The organism is Pedobacter gandavensis, assembly GCF_032678465.1.
In the GTDB taxonomy this organism is placed as follows: Bacteria; Bacteroidota; Bacteroidia; order Sphingobacteriales; family Sphingobacteriaceae; genus Pedobacter; species Pedobacter gandavensis_B.
Map to the genome: position 1 here is coordinate 1 of NZ_JAVTSK010000018.1, position 20058 is coordinate 20058.

A 20058-nucleotide genomic window follows, 5' to 3' on the forward strand; every position below is an offset into this window, starting at 1 on the left:
AAATGATACACCCTCCCTTACTGTATGTTTGTATTTGCTTTCGAGCTATAAGCTTATTGAGCTCTTGGCTTGCTGTTCCAGATATACGTTCCTGCTGCACCTGCTGGAAGTGTAGCACTGACTACCTGACCATTGTATTTAATGTTGAAAGTTTGTGTTTCCGGACTGTTGTTCATAGTCACCAATACTAATTTTCCTTCCGGGGTTTTATAGGCCACATTCTGGATTTTATCATTTTGATTCGAAGCAATGCGTACAGAACCAGGGCTTACAAATTTTGAAGTATGACCGATAGAATAGTAGGCAATGTTCTTGCTCCAGTTTTTACCATCGATGGTAATCGCACCTAAGCAACTTGTACAACCACCATCTGGTGTAAATGGACGGTATTGCGGATCTGCTGCCAGGTTCCATTCCAATACGGTTTTACTCCAGTTTCTAGGTGCGCCAGTCATTAAGGTAGATACATGCCATTTCAAATCTTCTGCAAAATTACCAGGACCGCCTACCCATTGCTCTGTAAAATACAGGTTCTTATTAGGGAAGGCTTCATGTACTTTTGAAAGTGCAGAAATTTGTCCACCATATAAATGGAAGGCTGAACCGTCAATGTATTGGTTTGCTTCCGGATCCTTCAGAATGGTAATAGGATAATCCGGACGATCTGCATTATGATCGTAAATGATGATTTTAGTTTTGATTCCTGCCGCTTTAAATACAGGGCCTAAAGCTGTTTTAATGAAGTTTGCCTGATCTTCCGGCTTCATATACATGCTTGGGTTGTTGCCAGGATGTAAGGGCTCATTTTGAATCGTTACTGCATCTATCACGATGCCCTGAGCTTTCATTGCTTCAATGTATTTGACGAAATACTTTGCATAAGACTGATAATATTCCGGTTTTAAGCTTCCGCCGCGATAGGCCTGATTGTCTTTCATCCAGGTTGGTGCAGTCCATGGAGATCCCATGATTTTGATCTTTGGATTGATGGCAATGATTTCCTTTAACATTGGAACCAGGTCTGTCATCTCTTTTGCAATTGAGAAGTTTTTTAACTCAGGATCTGTTTGTCCGGCGGGCATTTCATTATAAGTAAAAGTTTCCGCACTTAAATCGGAAGCTCCAACGCTTAAACGCAGGTAGCTGATGCCAATGCCATTTCCTTCTGTAGAAAAGATTTCTTTTAACATCGCTTTTTTCTCGGCTTTTGGCAAGGCGTTCATTAAGGTTGCACTGCCACCAGTTAAGGTATAGCCAAAACCATCCATCGTTTGGTAAGTCTGCTGTTCATCTACCACAATATTAAGATGGTTATTCATTGCGGTAGAAAAATGTAAAGGTGTTTGTTGCTTTTGCAATAAAGTAGAGCGATCACCGGTGGTGATCCATGATGCTACACCTGTACTTGCCGGGACTTCTTTTTTACTGGCACAAGAAGCTAACAGGGCAAGACTGGCTATAGCGGTTATATTTAATAATCTCATAGTGTTAGGGAATGATGATTTATGGGATGTAATTAAAGTTGATTTTTTGATCTGCAATCTGTAGGGTAAATTCACCTTCTTCAGTTACTGCTTTATTTTCGGTATTGATGAAAGCAAGGTCTTCCGGCTGGATTTTAAACGTTACTGTTTTTGTCTCTCCAGCTTTTAAATCTATTTTTTCAAACCCCCTCAAACGTTTCACATCCGGTGTGATTAAAGTTGCATATAAATCTGAAGTAAATAACAATACACTTTCTTTACCAGCTAATTTTCCGGTGTTGCTTACATTTACAGTAATGGTCAGCGTTTCTCCTTTTTTCAAAGTGTTGCTGCTCAGTTTCAATTGGTCATATTTGAAGGTGGTATAACTTAAACCAGCTCCAAATACATATTGAGGGTTGTAATCCGCATCATAATTGTACACACCTTCTGTGGTACCTTTGTTTTCTGATGGTTTATGGTAATAAGTAAATAGGGCATTTGGGAATTGTGGATAGGTATAAGGCAGTTTTCCGGAAGGATTAACTACACCATACAACACATCTGCAAGGGCATCACCTCCATAATTACCTGGAAGGTAAGTTTGTACTACCGCAGCCATTTTCTTTTCAAATTTACTGATCACTCTTGGGCGACCTTCATTTAATACCAGGATTACTTTTTTGCCGGTTGCTGCTAATTTCTGTGCCAGTTCAGTTTGTAAATCCGACAGGTATAAATCGTTCATGTTACCTGGAGATTCTGTGTAAGAATTTTCACCAAGACAAAGAACAATCAGGTCTGCATCTTTTGCGGCTGCAATGGTTTCTTCCATTTGATCTGCATATTCCTCATAGTATTTACCATCCATCTTATAGCTCACACCAGGGAAGTAAGTTACATTCTCTTTTCCTGCTTTATTTTGTAAAGCTTCCAGAATGGTATTGTATTTAGCGGCAAATTCTTCCACTTTTTCTCCCTGCCAGGAGTAAGTCCATGCGCCGTTTAGGGTTCTCATAGAGTTTGCATTTGGACCAGCAACCAGAATTTTATTGCCTTTAGCCAGTGGCAGAATCTGGTCTGTATTTTTTAATAAAGTGATGGATTCTGCTGCGGTCTGATAAGCAGCATGTTCAAATTCCTTACTCGCAAATTTTGGGTAGTCTTTAGGATTGGTTGTTGGTTTCTCAAAAAGATTCAATTCATATTTTACCCATAAGATTCGTCTTACGGCATCATCAATACGTGATTCTTTTACCTTTCCTTCTTTTACCAAGGCTAAAAGGTTATCGCAAAAAGTCTCATAGTTGTATGCAATCATCGACATATCGATACCGGCATTGATGGCGAGCATAATCGCTTCTTTGTCGTCTTTTGCAATTCGATCTCTTTTGTAAAGATTTTCTATATCACCCCAGTCGGTTACAACTAATCCCTTGAAGTTTAATTCTTCTTTTAATAGTTCGGTTAAGATATGGTAATTGGCATGTACAGGAATACCGTTGATGATACCAGAGTTGATCATAATGGTTTTTGCACCTGCATCAATCGCAGCTTTAAAAGGAGGCAAATGATATTCTCTTAATGCCTGATCAGAAATGAAGGCAGGGGTTCTGTCTTTTCCAGAAACGGATACCTGATAACCCAGGAAGTGTTTAATAGAAGAAGCAACTTTTTCCGGATGAGAGACTTTACCATCTTCACCTTCATAACCTTTAACCGCAGCTACACCAAGTTCTTTGATCAGGTACGGATCTTCTCCGAAACTTTCCCACTGACGAGGGAAACGGGGATCTGAACCGATGTCTAGTAATGGTGCAAAGTTCCATGGAATAGAGCTTGCACGGGTTTCATAAGCGGTAATGGAAGCGCCGGTTTTTACCAGTGAACGGTTGAATGTTGCGGCCTGACCGATTTGTTGTGGGAACATCGTAGCACCAACGGTATAAGTAGCGCCATGGATTTCGTCTACGCCATAAATTACAGGGATTTTATTTGGCGTTTGTTTCATCGCCACATTTTGAATCTTGCTGATAATGTTATACCAAACCTGTGGTGTTCTGGCTCTGTTGTTTGATGTATTTAATACGGAACCAACATGGTATTTTACCAAAACTCTTTGTAATTCTTTCTCGTCTAAACCAAAAGGTTCATCGCTCTCATAGCGTCCTTTTCCTTTACCAATTACATCTAGTGTGATCTGGGCCATTTGTCCGACTTTCTCTTCAATCGTCATCTTTTTTAACAAGGCTTCTGCTTTTGCCTGGTTGTTGTTCTGAGCGATCGCCGTACTGAAAGTGCCGGAAAGCAGGATTAGGGACAGGGTTCTTTTTAGTGTCATTATGTGTATTTAGATAGGGAGCAAACCTGAGGCCTGCTCCCGGTAAAAACTATTTGTTGATGTTTGGATTTCTGTCCTTTTCCCTCTGCGACATTGGCAATAGGATTTTGTCGGCGGTCAGATTGTAATTTAATGAAGCACCATTTCCATCTTTCTGTGCGTTCATCACAGCGATTGCGCGGTTGGTACGTACCAGGTCATACCAGCGATGCCCCTCAAAAGCAAGCTCCAGACGACGTTCTTTTTCAATGGCTAAACGCATGGATGCCTGATCTGCAGCAGGAGTTGATCCAAGGTTTACTCTGTTTCTGACTTGTTCTACCAATGGTTTTGCCTGTGCCCAACCACCAGTACTCAACTCATTCAAGGCTTCTGCTTTTAACAAAATCACATCTGCCAAACGAAGCATATAGATATTTGTCAAATCACCTTGTCTATATTTATTAATGTAAGGATATTGTGATTTTGGCCAGAAGGTATCGCTCCAGCCTTCTGATGATGCATTTAGAAATTTAATGCTCGAGTTTTTACGGATTTGATCACCTTCTGCATCAAATGCAGCTGCAAGATCATTGGAAGGGGTACAGAATTTTTTCCATCCTGAACCTACAATCACGCTTGGCATCCAGTTTGAACGTTTGTTGGCACCATTGCCACCGTCAAACTGCATTTCCCAGATTGATTCTGAATTGTTTTTGTTGCTGCCAGAAAATAAACCATCAAAGCTGCCGAATAAAGAATATCCGCCACCGATCACAGCATCCGCATATTGGTTTACTTTAGCCCAGTCAGGATTCGCTTTTGTGGCATATACTTTCGCCAATAGTGCGTTTGCTACGCCTTTAGTAAAAATTCCTTTGTTAGGAGCAGTAGTCCTTGTATTGGCAAGTGCATATTCCAGGTCTTTGATGATTTGTGCATATACCGCATCAACGCTGGATCTGGATACCTGCATTTCAGACTGATTCGCAGGTGTTTTCAGTACGATAGGTACAGGCCCCCATAGACGCACCAGGTAAAAATATAGATAAGCTCTAATCCCTGCAGCTTCTCCAAGAATCTGATTTCTTCTGTCCCCCTTATCTAATTCAGGATCCTGAATACCAGGAACAATCTCCAATACTTCATTTGTATTTTTGATTTGTGAGTAGAGCTCAGACCAGTCTCTTTCTAATACTTCATTGGTAGAAGTCACACGGAATTCATCCATCTGGAACATGCTAGGGTTATCACCACCAGCATAAGAATTGTCGGCGATTACATCACCGTTTAACATAAAATCCCAGATATGGGTATTGTTATACATACCTCCGTAAGCACCTGAAAGCAGTTTTTCTGCGCCTTTTAGATTTACGAAAGCTTCTTCAGCTGATACATCAACGATTGGTTTCTTATCTAAAAAATCTTTCTTACAGCTGGTCTGTAAAGCCAAAGTAAGGGCTCCAGCTACTAAAAATGAATATAATTTAATTCTCATGTCTATTGTTATTAAAATCCAACATTTACACCTAGCAGGAAGCTTCTGCTCTGTGGATATGTACCATAATCTACACCCATTGAAGGTCCGTTTGCACCATATTGACTTACTTCAGGATCTAATCCTTTGTATTTTGTGAAGGTGAGTAAGTTGTAACCAGTTACAAAAAGGGTAAGTCTGCTCATGTTCATACGGGTTAAGAAAGTATCACTGAAATTGTAGGAAAGTGTAGCTGATTTCAGTCGCAGGTAAGAAGCATTTTCAACGAATCTGCTGGAGGTACGTGAGTTATCCGTATTTCCTCTTACGGCTCTTGGAATGCTACCATTTGTGTTTTCTGTAGTCCAGCGGTCTAAAACCGATGCAGATTGATTTTTAGAATCATAAAGACCTTCTAAATCAATTCTGGAGGCGTTAAACATTTGGTTACCCTGAACACCCTGGAAGAAGATGTTTAAGCCAAAATTACCATAGCGGAAATTGTTGGTCATACCATAGGTAAAATCTGGCTGAGCAGAGCCGATAAAGGTCCTGTCGCTGTCATCAATTTTATGATCTCCATTCAGGTCTTCATAAGTCGCTAAACCAGTTTTCTGATCCACACCGGTATATACGAAACCATAGAAACTACCTAATGGTCTGCCCTCAACAACACGTACAGCTGAGGTACGGGTATAAATTCCACCAAAATCAAGTGATGGGGTAGAAGCACCAAGGCTGGTTACTTTGTTTTTGTTGAAAGAGATGTTCATATCTGTAGACCAGCTGAATTTATCTTTTTCAATGTTTTTAGTAGACAATGCCAGCTCCAGACCTTTATTTTCCATAGAGCCTACGTTGTAAGCTTGTTCCGCAAAACCAGCAGTTGGAGGTAATTGAACTTTGATCAAAAGATCATCTGTTTTTTTTAGGTAAGCATCAGCAGTAAAGGTTAGCCTGTTATTGAACAGGGTTAAATCCAGACCAATATTGCTTTGTGTAGTCGTTTCCCAGGATAAGCCAGTATTTTCCAGATTCACGAGGTTATAATCGCCTTGTGCATTTTCTGCATAACGTTTTCTCCATTCGTAATCACCAATACCTTCATCGTTACCTACTTTACCCCAGCTACCTCTGATTTTTAAGTCGTTGATGGTTTTGCTGTCTTTCAGGAAGTTCTCACCAGAGATTCTCCATCCCGCAGAAGCAGAAGGGAAATATCCGAAACGTTTGTCTTCACTGAAGCGTGAAGAGCCGTCAGCTCTGAAATTGGCACTGAATAAATACTTATTGTCAAAAGCATAAGTTAACCTACTCAGGTAAGATTGTTTAGCCCATTGTGCTGCAACTGGTCTTTTTGGAACCAGGGTTGGTCTGTCGTTTTGAACACCTGTTTGTGGATTGTAAAACCTGTTTTCTTCATAATCTATATAATAATAGTCTGAAGCCTGAATGGTATAACCAGCAGTTGCTGAGAATACGTTTTTACCGACAGTTTTGTTATACGTCAAAATGTTTTCATTTAACCATACCTTGTCGTCAGTATCATTATTTCTATAGATACCACCTTCCTGACGACCATAAGTAGTCTTGAATGCATCAAGCGTATAATCGTAATAATTCTTGCGGATATTAGTGCTAATGGTAGATTTTAAGGTAAAATCTTTCAAAAACTTAAGTTCTGCACCGAATGATCCTACAAAGCGGAAATCCCTGCTTTTATTTTTTGCACCAAAAGCCTGGGCAATTGGGTTGTCCCATCCCCCTGAATTTGGGATGGTTGTATAGGAACCATTAGGATTATAGATGCCAATAGTACCTGGTGTAGTTAAGGCAGATAAAATGGTTCCACCACGTGCAACACCTGCATTGTCACTTACGTCAATGGAGTTTTTTGCGGTTACAGCTGCCGTTCCGATGAATTTTAACCAGGAAGTAGCTGCTTGTGAGCCGTTGAAATTAACCGTGTATTTGTCCATTTTGGCAGGAGCAACAATTCCTTTGTCTTGTTGGTATCCACTGGATAGGTAATAACTACCACCCTTGCCGCCACCAGCGATAGATACCTGATATTGGTTTTGAGTACCAGTACCGAAGGTTTCTTTTTGCCAGTCGGTATTTTTACCATCTCCAAATGTAGTATAACCCATTTCTTTCATTAAATCCGTGTATTGATCCGCAGATAATACATCTTGTTTGCGCCAGAAATTGGAGATTCCTGTAAAAGCGTTGAACTCTACTTTTACTTTACCAGCAACACCTTTTTTAGTGGTGATTAATACCACACCATTGGCTCCACTAGAACCATAAATGGCTGCAGCAGCTGCATCTTTTAATATGGTTAAGGATTCTATATCATTTGGATTTAAGAAAGCTGCGGTTCTCGAAGTGATCCCGTCAATTACATATAAAGGGCTGTTTGATGCAGTAATTGATGTGTTTCCACGGATACTCACGGCAATATCTGCACCTGGTTTACCTGATTGTGAAGTTACCTGGACACCTGCCGCCCTACCTTGTACCGCTTGTAGCGGGTTGCTGATGGGTTGGTTTTTCAGGTCCTTCGATGAAATCGTCGTCACAGCAGTGGTGAGGTCTTTCTTTGTGGTCGTTCCATAACCGATTACGACTACCTCATTCAATTCATTATTGTCTTCGGATAGTTTCACGTTTATGGTCGTATTATTATTTATGGCCTGTTCAATAGTTTTATAGCCAATAAAGGAAAAAACTAAAGTAGCATTGCCTGGAGCAGATAATGTATATTTTCCATCGCCAGCGGTCATTGCTCCCTTGGTACTTCCTTTGATTTTAACAGAAACACCTGGAAGTGGCAGACCTTGTTCGTCTTTCACCTCTCCCTTAACGTTAAGCTCCTGTGCCATACTCACAGAGATGGTACAGAGTAAGCTAAGGATAAAAAGAGTAAACTTTTTTCTCATAATTTTTGCTTTTGTTTAATGAATTTGATGCGATAAAGTTAACGTTGATTTTATGTTAAATCCTAGTGTTTAGAGTTCTTTATTTTATCTAAATAACTGATAATTAGATCGTTGTGATTGTTTTGATACGCTTTGGTACCGTAAGGTTAAAAGCGCCTTATCCGTTGATATACAGTGCTTAATCTCATGATACCTGTTAGAATGGAAATGCGATCTGATACGCTTAAGTACCCTTGTATTAAACAAGTAAAAAAAATGTCACATCACCAGATTGTATCTGGCAGAAGTCGGAATTTTCAGAATTATAGATTGTTTTTTAGTCTAAAACCAGTTGGCTCCAATCATTTTTACTCGCTTTTTTAAGCTGAGATTTTCGTTCTTCCATTCGCTGTTTGATCCCGGACCCATAGGTCCAGCAGGTACTTTGACGGATGCCCAAAAGCTCCGATAATTTATGAGAAGAGATTTTTCCTTTCGAGGAATACACCAGAAAGACCATATAAAAAGCCTTGACGATTGGGATACGGGTATTGTGAAAAATCGTGAAACTGGTCACTGATTCTTCATAACCACATTTGCTACACCTTCTGCTGTAAGCTATGTGTCCGGTATAGTAATGGTCGTTCTTACATTTTCTGCACTGATATCCGTTTTTCCATTTCAGATCAGATAGGAACAAATTACAGCTTTCTTTGTCTGGATAGATTTTACTGAATTCTTCAAAATCTACATCAGTAGACATGACCCTGTCGCGTGTTACTTTTTCTACATTGGTCTGGAGTTCCTGGTTGTCTTGCTCCAACAGGGTATTCATACGAGAGATTTCTTCTGCTTGTTGTTTTAAGCGATCATTAGCATCCAGTAATTCTGCATTTTTAGCTTCAATAATCAAAGATTTGTGATATACTTCCCTCGTGCGTTCTTCTACCTGACTTTCCAACTCCTGATTTAAGGTGTCTTTAAGTTTTACATTCTCCACCATCTGACGAATCATCTGCCTTTGTACAATGTCTTTTTTCTTCTTCAGAATGCTCACCTTATCGCCAATAGCAAAGGAAAGAAATACCATTTCCAGGATAAAACAGAAGCTGAGACTATAATAACTGATCACTCCGAAGTTTAAAAAGGAGAAGTGAAGCATGATCAGGAATTTGAGCACGAAGCCTAAAAATAGAAAGCTATATCCCAATACAAAGAATCGTGCGGGCAGATAACCACGTCTGTAGATGTATATGCCCGTAAAGAAGGCTACAAACAATGGAATCGCGTCAATAAATTTATAGCTGAAGAGGTTCTGATTGAATAACAGACCGTATAAAAACCATAATGTTCTAAGGGCAATCACCCCTAAAATGAGTTTATTTAGCTTTGGTGCCTTTGATTTTACAAATAGCAATTCCCGGGTAAAAAGCAAGGCAAAAATACTGACGGCATAGAGCGCTACGGCATAGGCGATTTGATTCCAGGCCGGTTGGTTAGGCCATAAATATTGATAAGCAATACCATCAGTACTCATTTCGAAAAAGCCAATACTTAAGTTATAAAGTACATAGTATAAATATTGTTTTTGTCGCATAGCGATGAACATGATCAGGTTGTAAAAGCTAAACACCAGGATCATTCCATAGAAAATGCCAAAATAAAAGTATTCATCCAGGGCATAGGAAATGAACCAGTCTACAGATCGTAGCACAATAATAGCATCTCCAATTTGTGAAGATTGTACCTTGAAATAATAGGTTTGTACTTCATCATTATCATTGGAAAGGTAAAATTCGAAGTTTTTATGGTGTAACTTCCTGCTATGAAAAGGAAATTGATCACCAAATTCTTTCTTTGTATAACTGCCATCTTTTTGCGGAATATAGGCCGTTACATGGTCAAGGGTCTGATCAAAGAACTCTAGCAAAAAATATTTTTCTGCTTTGCTGTTGTTTTTAATATTGATTCGGAACCAGTAAACTCCATTGAGTTTAGTGGTTTGAGGGGTACTTGTTTTACTAGGCTTAAACTGTTGAGCGATGGCATTGCTTCGGATCTGATCAAAGCTTAGTTTTCCGGAGGTATCCGAAAGCATCTCAATTTGCTTAAAAGAAAAAATGTGCTGGTCTACATTATCCTTTATTTCTACAACTTCCTGTGCTCTTGACTCTGTTCCTATTGAAAAGAAAAGTACTGTAATCAGGAAAATCACTTTGTATAGAAATAAAAATTTTGAAGACATGGTGAGGTACAGCAAATTAAAATGTGCCGCAAAGGTGGGATTAATAATCCTAAGGCACAAGGTGAGCACTGTTCTGCTCCCTCTTAAACCGTTGATTTAGCAAGAATTGGATTTAATTTTATAGTCAAATGACTATTTTTGTGAGATGGCAATTTTCAGTTTTCTATTTCCAACACCAATTGATTTTAACTTTGGAGAATGTCTTTGGTTTTTAGATAGGGGATTTGACGATTGTTTGTACCGGCTGGATAAAAGTAGCGTAACCAGGGTAATCCGACTGGAGGAAGGATTGGCATTGTTTCAGGTAGAAATGGCAGGAACGCAATTGCAGATTTCCATTTTAAACAGGCCTTTATCCCAGAAGGAAGTCATCGCGCTGAAGAATTACATCAGTGATTGGTTTGATCTCCAGCTGGAACTCGATCCCTTTTATCAATTGATTGCTAAAGAACCCCGTCTGGCTTTTATGAAAGAGGAGTATTTTGGCCTTCGAATGGTAGGGATTCCGGATTTATTTGAAGCCATTTGTTGGGCCATCATCGGACAACAGATCAATTTAACCTTTGCTTATCAGCTGAAAAGAAAACTGGTAGAAGGGTACGGCGAAAGAATGGAATTTAATGACCATACTTATTTTCTATTTCCAACTCCTGAAGTGTTGGCAACTGTAGCAATTGAAGATTTACAGGGGATGCAGTTTTCGAGAAGTAAGGCAAGTTATCTGTTGGGGATTGCACAAGCTTTTGCCGATCAAAGCATCAGTAAGGAGAGATTAAGTCTGTTGCCAGATGTTTCATCGCGCCAAAAATTCCTTACCGACATAAAAGGAGTAGGTCCCTGGACAGCTAATTATGCTTTAATGAAGAGTTTGAAGGAACGTAGCTGTATTCCACATGGTGATGCAGGTTTGTTAAATGCATTGATCCATCTGGAAATTATTCAAGATAAGAAAGATACAGTCAGCATTGCCGCTTTCTTTTCTGAGTATATCGAATGGGAGAGCTATCTGGTGTTTTACCTTTGGAGAACCTTGTCTAAAAGAACATAAATTTCCTGCTAACAAACGTTTATTGTTCCTCCATATGAATTGAGCTTTTTGCGGCTTCCCAGCCAATCATCGCTGATTTTCTTGCAGCTCCCCAATGGTATTGTCCTGGTTCGCCATTGGATTTTATTACCCTGTGGCATGGAATTAAAAAGGCAACAGGATTTCTTCCTACTGCAGTACCAACGGCACGGTTGGCCTGTGGTCTCCTGATCTCATTGGCAATATCTGCATAGGTGGCCAGTCCTCCTGTAGGTAGGCTCAATAAGGTTTCCCATACTTTAATTTGAAAGTCTGTTCCTTTTAAATGAAGTTTTACCGTTGATAAACTGCTCCAATCTGTATAGAAAATTTGTAGTGCATTTTGCTGTAACTGATCTGTCAGCTGGCGGTAGTTCGCGTTTGGAAAAAGTTGCTTTAACTCTATAAAGGCATGGTCTGAATCATTGGAAAAGGCCATATAACAAATGCCCTTAGTGGTGGAAGCAACTAATAATGTTCCAAAAGGGCTTTCTGCATAGCTATAGTTGATGTGTAATTGCTGGCCGCCATTTTTAAACTCGCCAGGAGTCATTCCTTCGATTTTGATGAAAAGGTCATGTAACCTGCTGGTTCCTGATAATCCGGTTTCATACGCTGCATGCGCTAAATTGCCCTTTTGTTTTTTTAATAATCCTTTCGCGTACTCTATACTTAGGTATTGCAGGAACTGTTTTGGACTTACCCCTGCCCATTCCTTAAATATTCGTTGAAAATGAAAAGGGCTTAAATGAACATGACTGGCAATTTCTTCTAAGGAAGGTTGTTGTTTAAAATTTGTTTTTAGGTATTCAATCGCTTTTTCAATTCTCTGGTAATCGATGTGTTCTGATGTTTCCATGGTTTGAAATTTATAACTCAAAATTACCCGATGTGAGCTGGGAATAAAACCCGAAACTTGCGTTATTTTACAAAATTATTCCAATGTTTCGGCACTAGGAATTAAACTTTCCAGTTGTTTGTGCTTGTTTTCCGAAATCAGGATATGGTGTTTGAGTTGAATATCATTTAACAGATTAATCAGGAGTTTTTTATTCGATGCTGAAAGTTCATGGAATAACAGTTGATCAGCTTTGGATAAGCTTTGATGTAGAAGTTGTAATAGTTTTTCTCCTTTTGGACTCAGCTTGACCAGCTTGGCTCTTTTATCTGCAGGATCGCTTCTTTCTATTAATAAACCTGCTTTTTTGATTCGGTTGAGGATGTCAATACCTGTAGACTGCTCAAAAAATACAGCAGCAACCACATCGGATTTTCTTGCCTCATGGTGTTTTTCTATTGCTTTCATGAAGTAAAACCATTCCAATTCAATTCCAGGGAATTCTTTCAATACCGCCTTAGCATAGATGACATGTATGGAATTTAATTGACTGATGAGGTTGGCCAACTCCTGATCAGCATCTTGATCCTGTAGCCTGATCATTGTTTGAGCAGGTAAAACCTGTGCTTTATGTTCCATCAAAAAGTGACTGCAGAATTCCGCTGCATTTGCAGCGGGATTCTTGCTTTCATAATCGGCCCAAGCCGTGATCAATTCTACAATTGGTTTCATAGCATCAATTCCCTTAAAAATTTAATTCAGCGAATTTAGATACTGACGGAAATAGCCACATTCTGAAATCACTTCCTGGTAAAATCTGGTGTCAGCATATTGCTTTGCCAACATAGAGAAGTTTTGTCCAAAATAAATCGGACTGGTTTCAACATTCCAGTAATTTGCTTTTTTATTTTCAGGTAGTTCGTAAGAACGGTTATAACTTTCGTTGCGCTCACACTTGCTCGCCATAAAAATACAGCGCGCCTGCTGCTCTTTGTTTTTTGTGGCTAATCGGGCCGTTGTGTAGTATTTTTCAGCGAGTTTTCCGGTAAGATACATCGGTCTGAATGGCGCTGGTACACTGAATGCACTGCTGCCATAAGTATCGGTAAGGTCTGATACATAAAATCCTCGGTTATTGCCATAATAACTAATGTTGTAATAGGCATTGGCCAATAAATAAGCATTATTGTATACATTTCTGCCGGCCTTAATCTCAGCTTTCATATTTTTCATCATCCGTAGTAATTCCATGGAAGTGAACTTTTTAGATTGTGCCATTTGATGATCACAATCATGGCAATCATTTAAACGCATATTAAATGGATTGGCTTGTAGGGTGTCTTTCTGACGACTACTCTTTGCTAGATATGCAATTGCTGCCTCTGGTTGATCCTGAAAAACAAGTGCGGTTGCCTGATAGAAATATAGATCCTCCAGCTGATAAGGATAATAACGTAACATGGCTTTTTCAAATGCACTCTTTTTATCGTTTAACATCAACGTTTTCAACTGTTCAATCTGTTGATTATTCGTGTAAAATTCATTGTAGCTTCTAAAAATAGTGGCCTTTATTGGATTCCCTTGTTTTTTATAAAGGTCAGAGATGATCCCCAGACTTTCGTTTAAAGACTGATAGAATCTCAGGTCAGGAATGGTGTCTTTTCCTTCTTTAAGGTTTGCAAACCAATTCAAAGGTTCTACCATTTTGGCTTCTGCGGAAGCATCGATTTTTTTTAGTTGTCTGATATAAAGTCCCCAGTCCAGGATTTTATATTGTGCCATCAAAAGTGGATTGTCTGTTGGAAGCTGAGTTTTTGCCGTTTGGTAAAACTTCCCTGCGGTGCTGTAATTCTTATCCATGAAGTTCAGGTATCCAGCAGCAAGGTTCCAGATGTAAGGTTTGCTGGTATTGTTTTTTAAGGCGATTCCACTAATTAAAGCAAGATTTTTCTTTAATACCGATGTTGAATCTTCTTTTCCTCCATAATAATCGCGGAAACCAGCTTCGGTCATATTCATCGCTCTGCTGAGTAATAAATCCAGCTTGTCTGTTTTAGGATCTAAAGCGTAAATTTCAGGAATTGCTCTTTCCGTATCGTAATAAATACCCATTAGATGCCAAAGCGTAATTTTTTCTTCTGTTGTTTTGGCCATTTCTAAACTTTGTTTCCAATCCGCATCAGCATTTGGACGGAAAGACCATTTTGCAGGAATTTTCATCTCATTTGAATAGTTATAGCAAAGGCTAAACAGGTAATTGGAAGTTGCATAATCACCTGCATAATAATGTCTGCCCGCTACGTAACCCAGCGTTCTGTAATACATCATGTTTTTAGGGAAAACATCTTTGTATAGATTAAACGAGGAAATCGTAGCTGCATCTTTTAATTCTTTTACTCCTGCACTTCTTTCCTGGAAATAGTAATATCTTACCAATTGAAACCATAACCTCTGTTTAATGAAAGGATCTTTAGCTTTTTTTAAAGCCAAAAGTAAGTCCGTTTCAAAAGCTTCAGGAACACTGAAATCTTGTTTCTCATCCCAATAGTAATAACTTCTATAACCAGCAGCAAAAGCCTCACTTTTCTTTGCGATAAGGAGGTAGTCAAAGAAGGCATTTGTTTGCTTCTTATTTATTTTCAGTGATCTCAATTGCGGCAAACTGTCTGGAAGTGTTCTAATTTTACCTTTATAGTTTTGGTAAACAGAATCAATACCTTTCTCTGAAGCACGTAATAACAAATATTGAAGGTCAGGTTTACTTAATTTTTGTTGGAAATAATCGTACCATTCCTTTACAATCTGTTCATTGAAACGGGTATTGGAATTGTCGTCGTCATAAGAATAGTCTTTCGTGTAATAAGCCGAAAAATTAGAGTAGAAAAAAGGGGTGTATTCTTTGGCAACAAAAGCTTCCGGACTGAAGCTCGAATAATCATCGTCATAACCGTAATCAGCACATGCCCAAACTACTCCTGCAAGAGATAGGCTGGATAGGGTTAGAATAATTAAAAATTTTTGTGGAAAGTAGTGTTTGAATAGCTTGGCTGTTGAATTTAGCAATTTCATAGGAGATTGATAGAGGGTATGCGATTGTATATATTGATGTTTAATGCGGATGTTTTGATAATTACGCTTAGATGTACTTGTAGAGTTAAATACAAAATAAGTGCTAAAGGTACGAATGGATCATAATTGTGACCTTAAAATCTGGCGGAAATTTCCTGAAGATCTTTGGTTTTAAACTCAGTTGAATCAAGATTTCCGATTTCATAATAGATAATGGTTCGTTTTTCATTTTTGCTCAAATGTTCGGCCAATTGTGTTGCTGCCTGATCTAAAAGTGCTTTATTAATTTCTTCCAATTTAAAAAGATCATTTTTTTTAACATAAACTCCTTCGATAAAGAAACTCTTCAGGGCTGTAAACACATTTTTATGAGCAGTTTCACGAAAGTAATTAGGATCAGATAAAATAGATCTGTCAATTTTGCCATAAACCTGGATAACTGAACCATTTCTGATGTGAATAGACCAGGAGAATAGTGGTAATGCAACGTCTACTGGTAAAAGATATTTTTGAAGGGAACTGATATAGGTTGCTGCATCTTTGCTATTATAAATAGAGTTTAGATCTTCTGGCTTTGCCGATATTTTTCCCATGTTATAAAACATGAGAACGCCACGATCTACAGGGGGAACGCCAGTTTTGACTTGATACTTAATCTGATGTAGTCTAATGGTGGCCTCCAGTTGTTTCTTGCTAATGGTTTTGAAAGTTTTTAAGAAATGAAAGTACTTGTCCTTTGTACTCAAACTCCAGTCGCAATCAAATTGAACTTGTTTGTAATGGATTTGGTTCGAGCTGGCAAGTTGAAGAAGTAATTTGTTCGTATTTAAGGCCAGGCTATCTACAGCCGGCAGACTTAATTTCTCAAAAGTTTGATTTGTAATGAAAATCACAGGAGTAATTTGAGCAGCTGTGGCTTTTTGTTTAAAATTAATAACGGCTTCCGGATAAGCGCGCTTTCCAGGGACATCATATTTAATGTCAAAAAAACGAAGGTATAATTTGTGTCCCGCTACTTCTTTGAGCGTTTTTTGCTGTGCTTTGTCAAGCGTAAAGGTTTGCTTCCAATAGTAAAATGCGGTATCAGCACTGCTTGTTTTCCGGCAAGAAAATAGAATGATTGTACTTATTAGCAAAAAAAAAACTAAAAGATATGATGGGGAAAATTGGTGTTTCATGATTTATACAGGTGGACGCCGCAAAGTTAAACTTATGTCTGGTTCAAAAATATTTTTTGGTAATAACAATTATTCCTTTACCTTTGTACTGTAATAAAAATAATTACAGATGAACAACGCGAGATTTGCTATTTCTTTACATATCCTGACTTTGCTGGAAAAAGCAAATGGGGAATTATTATCTTCGGATTATATGGCAGGAAGTATCAATATCAATCCTGTTTTGGTCAGAAAGGAACTTATTAATCTTAGAAATCAAGGTTTTGTAGAGAGTAAAGAGGGTAAAAATGGCGGTAGTTTCTTGGCAAAACCAGCAAATAAGATTACTTTAGATCAGGTTTATACCGCAGTAAGACAGAATAATCTGCTAGGCAGTTCAAAAAATGACCCGAATCCGCATTGTCCTGTTGGCAAACAAATCAATCAACATTTAACTACTTTATATAATAGTACCGAACAGGTTTTAATTCAGGAGTTGTCTAAGAAAACTTTGGCTGATTTCAGTAAACAGTTTAGTTGATTTTTTTTGCCTACAACTGTAATAAATAACATTACAATATGGATTTAAATAACACCTTATTAAATAATAGAAAACATGAAAGTATCATTAATTGGAGCTAGTGGTTTTGTAGGAGCCCAGCTATTAACCGAATTGTTAAATCGTGGTCATGAGGTTACAGGAATTGTAAGGACCGCCGCTAATGTAAAGGAAAAGAATGCACTGCTGACTGTAAAAGCTGTGGATGTATTAAACGTAAAGGATTTGTCTGAAGCCATAAAGGGGGCTGATGCGGTGATTAGTGCATTTAATGCAGGTTGGACGAATCCAAATCTTTATGATGACTTTATTGCTGGATCTGAAGCTATTCAACAGGCAGTGAAAGATGCAGGTGTGAAACGTCTAATCGTAATTGGTGGTGCTGGAAGTTTGTTTATCAATGGTAACCAGCTGGTAGACGGACCTGATTTTCCAGCAGATTATAAAGCAGGAGCAACAGCTGCTAGGGATTACCTAAATACCATTAGAAATGAAGAAGAATTAGACTGGACATTCTTTAGCCCGGCTATTGAAATGCATCCAGGAATTGCTACCGGACGTACCGGAGTATATCGTTTAGGTGCCGAGAGTCCCGTATTTGACGAGGCTGGAAGGTCTTCACTTTCCGTGCAGGACTTAGCTGTAGCTATCGTTGATGAACTGGAACAGCCTAAACATTTAAAACAGAGATTTACCGCTGGCTATTAGGTCTTCCATTCGACTGTTTCGATGTAGAAGGTTTGTTGCTATCTATAGAATAGAATATTTTGAGCTGTGGACTTTATCCTTATTCAAGGATAGAATATTTGTAGTCATATACCTTTCAATTGACTATGGTTTAGGTCAATTGAAAGGTTTTGTTTTGTCTCCCCAAGGGTGATGTTCCTAAATAATGACTATTCCATTACGGGCATTTCAAATTAGATTGTGGTATTTTTGTCGCGAATATAGATCCGGATGGCTAGACAAATTATTAGAAAACATTACCGAAGAGCGAGATATGTACTTTATCGGGAGACTTTAATTGATGCTAAAGAGCATATATTAACTTTTATTGGCTCTTTTGTAGGAATTGGCTTAATTGGCTTGTTAAATAGTCAATATATGGTTGCAAATGACAATTTATTCATGATTGGCTCATTTGGTGCTTCATCGGTATTGATTTATGGAATCATAAACAGTCCCCTTGCACAACCTAGAAATCTCATTGGAGGGCATGTCATTTGTGCAATTATCGGGGTAACGGTATTGAAAATTATTCCTAATGAAGTTTGGATTGCAGGAGCTTTAGCCGTTTCTCTTTCTATTGTAGCCATGCAAATTACTAAAACGCTGCATCCTCCTGGTGGGGCAACTGCATTGATTGCAGTAACTGGAGGAGCAAAAATTAAGGAGATGGGATATTTATATGTATTAACACCAGTATTTACAGGTGTGATGATTCTATTTTTGGTTGCCTTAGTTTTTAATAATATGCGACACCGCCATTATCCGGTAAAACCCCTTTTCCGAAAAAGGAAGCATCCAAAGCATATGGAGAGCTCAGCCTTGAAATAAAGAAAACTATTTCATTTTTTTGCTGCCCATAGCATACTGTAAGCCTCCCCATAAGTGTTCCAGGAACAGGGGGTCGGTATAAGCTTCAGGTCCATGACCTAATCCGGTGTAGAAAGCTCTTCCTCCTTCAAATTCCTGATACCAGGCCATAGGATGATTAGATCCATTAGTACCGCCCTGATAGGTGCTCTCGTCAACGCTGAGAAGGATGTGTAGATCAGTTGAAATGTCTTTAAAATTATACCACTCGTCTTTTTTGTGCCATACTGCAGGCAAGTGACTGGTTGCAATGGTTTTAGGATCTGTTACTTTAATATCTGCAAATTGTTGTGCAGGATGTTTAACAAAATAAGCCCCCACTAATCTTCCAAACCAGGGCCATTCGAATTCAGTGTTAGTTGCGGAATGAACGCCAACAAAGCCACCTCCCGATTTAATATAAGTCTGAAAAGCATTTTCCTGTTCTGAATTAAATACATTTCCTGAGGTATTCAGAAACACTACAGTAGCATATTGTCTTAAATTCTTGGTGTTGAATTTTTTGGCATCCGTAGTTGTATCGGCTATAAAGTGATGTATTCTGGCCATTTTCTGTAAGGCAATCACCCCCTCTTTTATGGAAGAATGATGAAAGCCAGCAGTCTTCGAAAAGATAAGCACCTTTTTTTGCTTTGCAAATGAATTGTAGCTGCCATAGCATAAGAAAAAAAAGAGGAGAATGAGGTTTCTATACATAGGATATGGATTTCAGACTAAGTTATCATTTATCTATTATGTTTAAGAAAGTCTTAAAGGGGATTTTAAAGATAATGCGAGGTGTTATTCTACAAATTTTCATTCAAGCTTCAGTTGGGTTGTTTGGTCTTTTATTGGGAATTAAAAAAAGAATATAGCCGCGTTGAATTAAACTAAAAATATTAGTAATAAAGTTTGGTTATTTTTAAAATAATATAGTAGTTAGACATGGTTAGTAATCAGTGTGGTTACAAATCATTAACCTTTATTAATTCGAAGAAGATGAAGAATTTTAAAAACAGTGTTTGTCTAACAGGCCTTGCAGGAGCAGATCCTATTGTTGTTAATTTTGCCGAAGAGAAAAAAGTTGCAAGAGTAAGTATGGCCATCAATGAGTTTTATAAGAACCAAAGCGGAGAGGCGATTTGTCAGACGCAATGGTTTAATTTGGTATTCTGGAATAAGAAAGCGGAATTAGCGGAATCGCTCATTAAAAAGGGAGTTGGCCTAAGTATCGAAGGAAGTTTAAAAGTACAGAGCTATACTGATAAGCTGGGAGAGCAGAGATCTAGTACTGAGATTTTTGTTAACCATTTGGAATTGGTTAGCCAGACAGATCTTTAAATTACAAGATTCATGTGAATAAAAGAA

General features: G+C 38.5%; 15 protein-coding genes. 5 read left to right on the forward strand and 10 right to left on the reverse strand.

Features of this window, described 5'->3' with window-relative positions:
* Positions 1-53: 53 nt before the first annotated feature.
* The 5 genes from R2Q94_RS21855 to R2Q94_RS21875 form a co-directional block, all read right to left on the reverse strand.
* The gene (locus tag R2Q94_RS21855; protein ID WP_316823603.1) at positions 54-1484 is read right to left on the reverse strand and encodes a glycoside hydrolase family 30 protein; all 1431 of its coding nucleotides are present in this window, start codon (positions 1482-1484) and stop codon (positions 54-56) included.
* A gap of 19 nt (positions 1485-1503) precedes the next feature.
* Entirely contained in the window at positions 1504-3804 is a 2301-nt protein-coding gene (locus R2Q94_RS21860) for a glycoside hydrolase family 3 N-terminal domain-containing protein (protein ID WP_316823604.1), read from the reverse strand.
* Positions 3805-3853: 49 nt separating this feature from the next.
* A complete protein-coding gene (locus R2Q94_RS21865; protein ID WP_316823605.1) occupies positions 3854-5281 on the reverse strand; it encodes a RagB/SusD family nutrient uptake outer membrane protein in 1428 nt (475 codons plus the stop codon).
* A gap of 11 nt (positions 5282-5292) precedes the next feature.
* On the reverse strand, positions 5293-8202 hold the full coding sequence (locus tag R2Q94_RS21870; protein ID WP_316823606.1) for a TonB-dependent receptor: 2910 nt from the start codon (positions 8200-8202) through the stop codon (positions 5293-5295).
* A gap of 316 nt (positions 8203-8518) precedes the next feature.
* The gene (locus R2Q94_RS21875; protein WP_316823607.1) at positions 8519-10426 is read right to left on the reverse strand and encodes a 7TM diverse intracellular signaling domain-containing protein; all 1908 of its coding nucleotides are present in this window, start codon (positions 10424-10426) and stop codon (positions 8519-8521) included.
* A 145-nt stretch (positions 10427-10571) separates the two neighbouring features.
* Between R2Q94_RS21875 and R2Q94_RS21880 the strand changes: the two genes are divergently transcribed.
* Positions 10572-11474, forward strand: a complete 903-nt coding sequence (locus R2Q94_RS21880; protein ID WP_316823608.1) for a DNA-3-methyladenine glycosylase family protein — start codon at positions 10572-10574, stop codon at positions 11472-11474.
* 19 nt (positions 11475-11493) lie between these two features.
* On the opposite strand, the gene R2Q94_RS21885 is transcribed toward R2Q94_RS21880, so the two are convergent.
* The 4 genes from R2Q94_RS21885 to R2Q94_RS21900 all read right to left on the reverse strand — a co-directional run bounded on the left by R2Q94_RS21885 (position 11494) and on the right by R2Q94_RS21900 (position 16535).
* Complete coding sequence (locus R2Q94_RS21885) at positions 11494-12351, reverse strand: methylated-DNA--[protein]-cysteine S-methyltransferase (RefSeq protein ID WP_316823609.1); 858 nt, start codon at positions 12349-12351, stop codon at positions 11494-11496.
* 75 nt (positions 12352-12426) lie between these two features.
* Positions 12427-13062, reverse strand: coding sequence for a MarR family winged helix-turn-helix transcriptional regulator (locus tag R2Q94_RS21890; protein ID WP_316823610.1), 636 nt, complete (start codon positions 13060-13062; stop codon positions 12427-12429).
* A gap of 21 nt (positions 13063-13083) precedes the next feature.
* Positions 13084-15399 carry a hypothetical protein gene (locus R2Q94_RS21895; RefSeq protein WP_316823611.1) on the reverse strand — a complete coding sequence of 772 codons (2316 nt, stop codon included), beginning with the start codon at positions 15397-15399 and terminating at the stop codon, positions 13084-13086.
* Positions 15400-15533: 134 nt separating this feature from the next.
* Positions 15534-16535, reverse strand: coding sequence for a hypothetical protein (locus R2Q94_RS21900; RefSeq protein WP_316823612.1), 1002 nt, complete (start codon positions 16533-16535; stop codon positions 15534-15536).
* 151 nt (positions 16536-16686) lie between these two features.
* On the opposite strand from R2Q94_RS21900, the gene R2Q94_RS21905 reads away from it, so the two are divergent.
* The 3 genes from R2Q94_RS21905 to R2Q94_RS21915 all read left to right on the forward strand — a co-directional run bounded on the left by R2Q94_RS21905 (position 16687) and on the right by R2Q94_RS21915 (position 18672).
* Complete coding sequence (locus R2Q94_RS21905) at positions 16687-17097, forward strand: Rrf2 family transcriptional regulator (RefSeq protein WP_316823613.1); 411 nt, start codon at positions 16687-16689, stop codon at positions 17095-17097.
* Between the two features lie 75 nt (positions 17098-17172).
* On the forward strand, positions 17173-17823 hold the full coding sequence (locus tag R2Q94_RS21910; protein ID WP_316823614.1) for an NAD(P)-dependent oxidoreductase: 651 nt from the start codon (positions 17173-17175) through the stop codon (positions 17821-17823).
* Positions 17824-18072: 249 nt separating this feature from the next.
* The gene (locus tag R2Q94_RS21915) at positions 18073-18672 is read left to right on the forward strand and encodes an HPP family protein (protein ID WP_316823615.1); all 600 of its coding nucleotides are present in this window, start codon (positions 18073-18075) and stop codon (positions 18670-18672) included.
* A 6-nt stretch (positions 18673-18678) separates the two neighbouring features.
* On the opposite strand, the gene R2Q94_RS21920 is transcribed toward R2Q94_RS21915, so the two are convergent.
* Positions 18679-19407, reverse strand: coding sequence for a ThuA domain-containing protein (locus tag R2Q94_RS21920; protein WP_316823616.1), 729 nt, complete (start codon positions 19405-19407; stop codon positions 18679-18681).
* Between the two features lie 282 nt (positions 19408-19689).
* Here R2Q94_RS21920 and R2Q94_RS21925 point away from each other — a divergent pair, with 282 nt between their 5' ends.
* Entirely contained in the window at positions 19690-20031 is a 342-nt protein-coding gene (locus R2Q94_RS21925; protein WP_316823617.1) for a single-stranded DNA-binding protein, read from the forward strand.
* Positions 20032-20058: the final 27 nt, after the last annotated feature.